Below are 3,385 nucleotides of genomic sequence, written 5' to 3' on the forward strand. Positions count from 1 at the left end.
ATGCCGTTCTGGTTGATCACCAGCACCTGGCCACTGGCACGGATGTTGCCGAGAATCTGGCTCGGGCCGACATTCCCGGTCACGCGGTTCAGCGCCGTCCAGCCGGCATTGCCCTGCTGGTCGAAGGTCAGCGTGGTGCGCGCACCGACATTGAAGCTCTGCCAGTTGAGCACCGCCTGCGCCGCGGTCTGCCGGACATTGACATCGACGCGATCGCCATTCATGGCCTGGGTCGGCAGGTTCGCGCCCCTCCACAGATCCGTTCCCGGCGCAGCTCCGGGCACGACCTGCAGACCGCCCGGTGCAAGACCGTTGGGCACCACGACCTGCGGCAGCGTCGTCGAGCGCTGAGCGGCGGCTGCCGCGGCCCGCGCAGCGGCCTGCGCGCCTTGCATCGCCTGGATCGCCTCGATGGAACGGCGCAGGGCGCTCTGGCCCTGCTGGGCCGTCGCCGCCGCCTGCTGCGCAGCCATCGTCGCCGCATCCACCGTGTAACTGGCCGTGGGCACGCTGACGCCGCCGCCGAGCTGCGCGGCCACGAGTGGACCCGCAGCGGATAACAGTGCCAGCCCGCTCGTGCCCGCCAGCAGGGCGGCGCGCGACAACACGCGCATACGCGGCAGCAGCGCAGGTGGCGCCATGCGGCGCGGATGCGAACGGCGACCACGGGCGGCTTGGCGATGGGGCATTCCTGGTCCTCTCGGCGATATCGATGTCGATCCGCTGCGAAGACGGATGCGGTTCGACGAATCCACCGGCGTGCCGGAATTTTTTTTGGCAACGCACCGAAGCGGAGGCGCCGGACGGGCCTCTCACCCCACCAGCACGACGCCGCCGGGCAATGACCGCACCCGAATACCCATCGCCTTCGACATGAAATCGACGACATCCTCGATGCGGTCGAGCCGGAAATTGGCGACGATCTGGCGCTGGCCAAGCGCCGCATCGACCAGGATCACCCGGCCCGGGCGATAGCGGTTGACCTCGTCGATGACGCGGGACAACGGCGCCCGGCGGAACATCAGCAGGCCACGCTTCCAGGCGGTGACCGCTTCGGGATCGGTCGCGGCAACCTCGCCTGCGCCCCGCGCGTCATAAGCGAGCTGCTGGCCGGCGCGGAGCGCCACGGTGCGGTCGGCGCAGGTCACCGCGACCGTGCCGGCGATGCAGCTCACACTGACGGCGGCGCCGTCCTTGCGGATGTTGAAGGACGCGTCACGCGATGTCGCGCGGCCGTTTCCGGCGATCACCACCAGCCCGCGATCGCCGCCGCCGCGCGTCGACACCGCGGCTTCTCCGGTGATCAGCTCGATCCGGGAATCGCCGTCGTGCGGCGGCCGCAGGTCGAGGCTGGTACGCGTGTTGAGTTCGACCGCGGCGACATTGTCGATCTCGATCTGCTGCCGCTCGCCGGTTCCGGTGCGATAGTCAGCAGCCAGCTCTGCGACAGAAGGCCACAGCGCGAGCGGCGGCCGCACCACCAGCACACCGGCCGCGGAGGCGGCGAGCGCCGCGCCGCCGACGAGAAAGCCGCGCCGGGCGAGTTGCCGATCCGGCCAGGGCGCGGGCATCGCAACCACCCGGTCCCGCTCGGCCTGGCCGGCGGCGTCGCCGAGAACGCCCCAGAACAACGCAGCATCGGCGAACGCGCGGGCGTGTGCCGGACTGCGGGCCTGCCACCGCTCCAGCGCCTCCGCGTCCGCGGGCGTGGCTTCGCCGCTGTGAAGCCGGCGCAGCCAATCGAGCGCCTCGGTCCGCAGCGCGGCCCTGTCGGCAGTGGTCAGCTCGGGCATCTTGTCGGTCGGTCCATCCATCAACGATCGCGTCATGTCTGAGACGGTCCCCGACCGTCCGTTCCACCCTCGTCGTCGTCATTTTTCCAGGCCTTGTCGAGGTGATCGAGCGCGAGTGCAAGCTCGCGGTCGACGACCCGCACGGTCACGCCGAGGCGCGCGGCGATCATCTTGTAGGGCAGGCCCTCCAGCCGCGCCGCAACGAAGACCTCGCGACGGCGGGGCGGCAGCGTGTTGATGGCATCGGCGAGAGCCTGCAACTGCAGGCGCGCGTCGGCGATGCGCGCAGGGTCGAGATCGTCCTGGGCACGCATGTGAATGGCCTCGACGTCGGTGGCGGCGAGGCGCGACCGCTCGGCGCGCTGGCGATCGGTCGCGACATTGAGCACGACCTTGTAGAGATAGGCCTTCGGATTCTGCACCACCGCGACCGATGCGCTGTCGCCGCGCTGCAGCTTCAGCCATGCCTCGTGCAGAACTTCGCTTGCGAAATCGAACGAGCCGAAGCGACGGCCGAGCCGCTCCTTCAGGCTGGCATAGTCGTCGACCAGAAGACGGCGCAGCGCCGAGAACAGCGTGTCGCTCATCGCCTGGCCTCATGGCCATGGCCCGGCGGCTGCCGCGCGGCGCAGTATCCACCAGCGGCATCCTCCGAAGTGATCAGCAGGGTGACCGGCTGTGGCAGGTCGACCGGCGGCAGCGATCCCAGCGCCAGACCGCGAAAGCTCGCCGCCAGCATCGCATCGCGGCCGGCATCGCCCGACGAGGTCAACAGTTCGGCGCGCTCGGTCGCGCCGGACGGCCCGATCCACACCTGTGCCAGCACGCGATAGGCGCCCGGTGCCGTCTCCCCGAAACGGCACAGCGCATTGCGCATCGCGCGTTGCAAGGTCGCCGAATAGGACTGGAAGCGGCGCACGCTCGGCGACATCTCGCCGCTGTCGCGCGCATGCCCTTTCACCGGCATGGCGACAAGCGTGAAGCCCTGGTCGCCGATCATGCGCGCGGCAATGCCGGTGCCGGCGAGCAACTGGCCAAGCGCCGCGTCGGCGGTGAAAGTCCCCTTCAGGCTGGCTGCGCGCCGACCTTCCGTGAGCGCCGGATCGAACAGAAGCTGGATGCCGGTCGCCGCGCCGTACGCGCTGAGCGCCGCATCGAGCGGCTGGGCCGGAATATCGAACGTGATCCGCTGTTCAGCGGCTGCAGGCGTCCGCGGCAACGCACTGGCGATCGAGACCAGCAAACCGACCAGCATCAACGCGGTCGAAGGTTTGGCAACGCGCCCCACCCACCGGGGACATAACACCACAGCCATCATTTCCGGACCCAAGGGCGATGCCTCGGGGCGTCACCTCCTGTTTGGCCGGATTAGGTAGCGCTGGCGCATGACAGTCGCGTGACCACGGCGTTGGTGTCTTCCGCACGCAAGCGGGCCTGGACAATAAAAAACCTGCGCTCCTCGCAGGCCGATGGCCTCGAGGAGCGCAGGTCGTTGTCGTGATCGCGTTACCAGCCGTAGCGGACGACGCCCTTGCCGGCGTAGGAGCGTGTGACGTTCGAGAACTCGCCCTCGAAGGTCGCCGCAGCCGACC

General features: G+C 69.3%; 4 protein-coding genes and 1 pseudogene. All 5 read right to left on the bottom strand.

All coding sequences use genetic code 11. The annotated features are described in order from the left end of the window. Positions 1–689: filamentous hemagglutinin N-terminal domain-containing protein (locus AB4Z37_RS32815; protein ID WP_441520852.1), on the bottom strand; the 689-nt coding region annotated here is incomplete at its 3' end. A gap of 123 nt (positions 690–812) precedes the next feature. Next, the gene (locus AB4Z37_RS32820) at positions 813–1,829 is read right to left on the bottom strand and encodes a FecR family protein (protein ID WP_441520853.1); all 1,017 of its coding nucleotides are present in this window, start codon (positions 1,827–1,829) and stop codon (positions 813–815) included. Continuing rightward, positions 1,826–2,380, bottom strand: coding sequence for an RNA polymerase sigma factor (locus tag AB4Z37_RS32825; protein WP_441520854.1), 555 nt, complete (start codon positions 2,378–2,380; stop codon positions 1,826–1,828). The genes AB4Z37_RS32820 and AB4Z37_RS32825 overlap by 4 nt, the downstream gene beginning before the upstream one ends. Continuing rightward, positions 2,377–3,048: an STN domain-containing protein gene (locus AB4Z37_RS32830; RefSeq protein ID WP_441520855.1), complete on the bottom strand. Its 672-nt coding sequence runs from the start codon at positions 3,046–3,048 to the stop codon at positions 2,377–2,379. Before AB4Z37_RS32830 ends, AB4Z37_RS32825 begins: the two co-directional genes overlap by 4 nt. A 251-nt stretch (positions 3,049–3,299) precedes the next feature. Further along, positions 3,300–3,385: pseudogene (locus AB4Z37_RS32835) on the bottom strand (autotransporter outer membrane beta-barrel domain-containing protein); the annotation flags it as partial.

It is taken from the genome of Bradyrhizobium sp. 2TAF24 (genome assembly GCF_052115025.1).
Classification (GTDB): domain Bacteria; phylum Pseudomonadota; class Alphaproteobacteria; order Rhizobiales; family Xanthobacteraceae; genus Bradyrhizobium_A.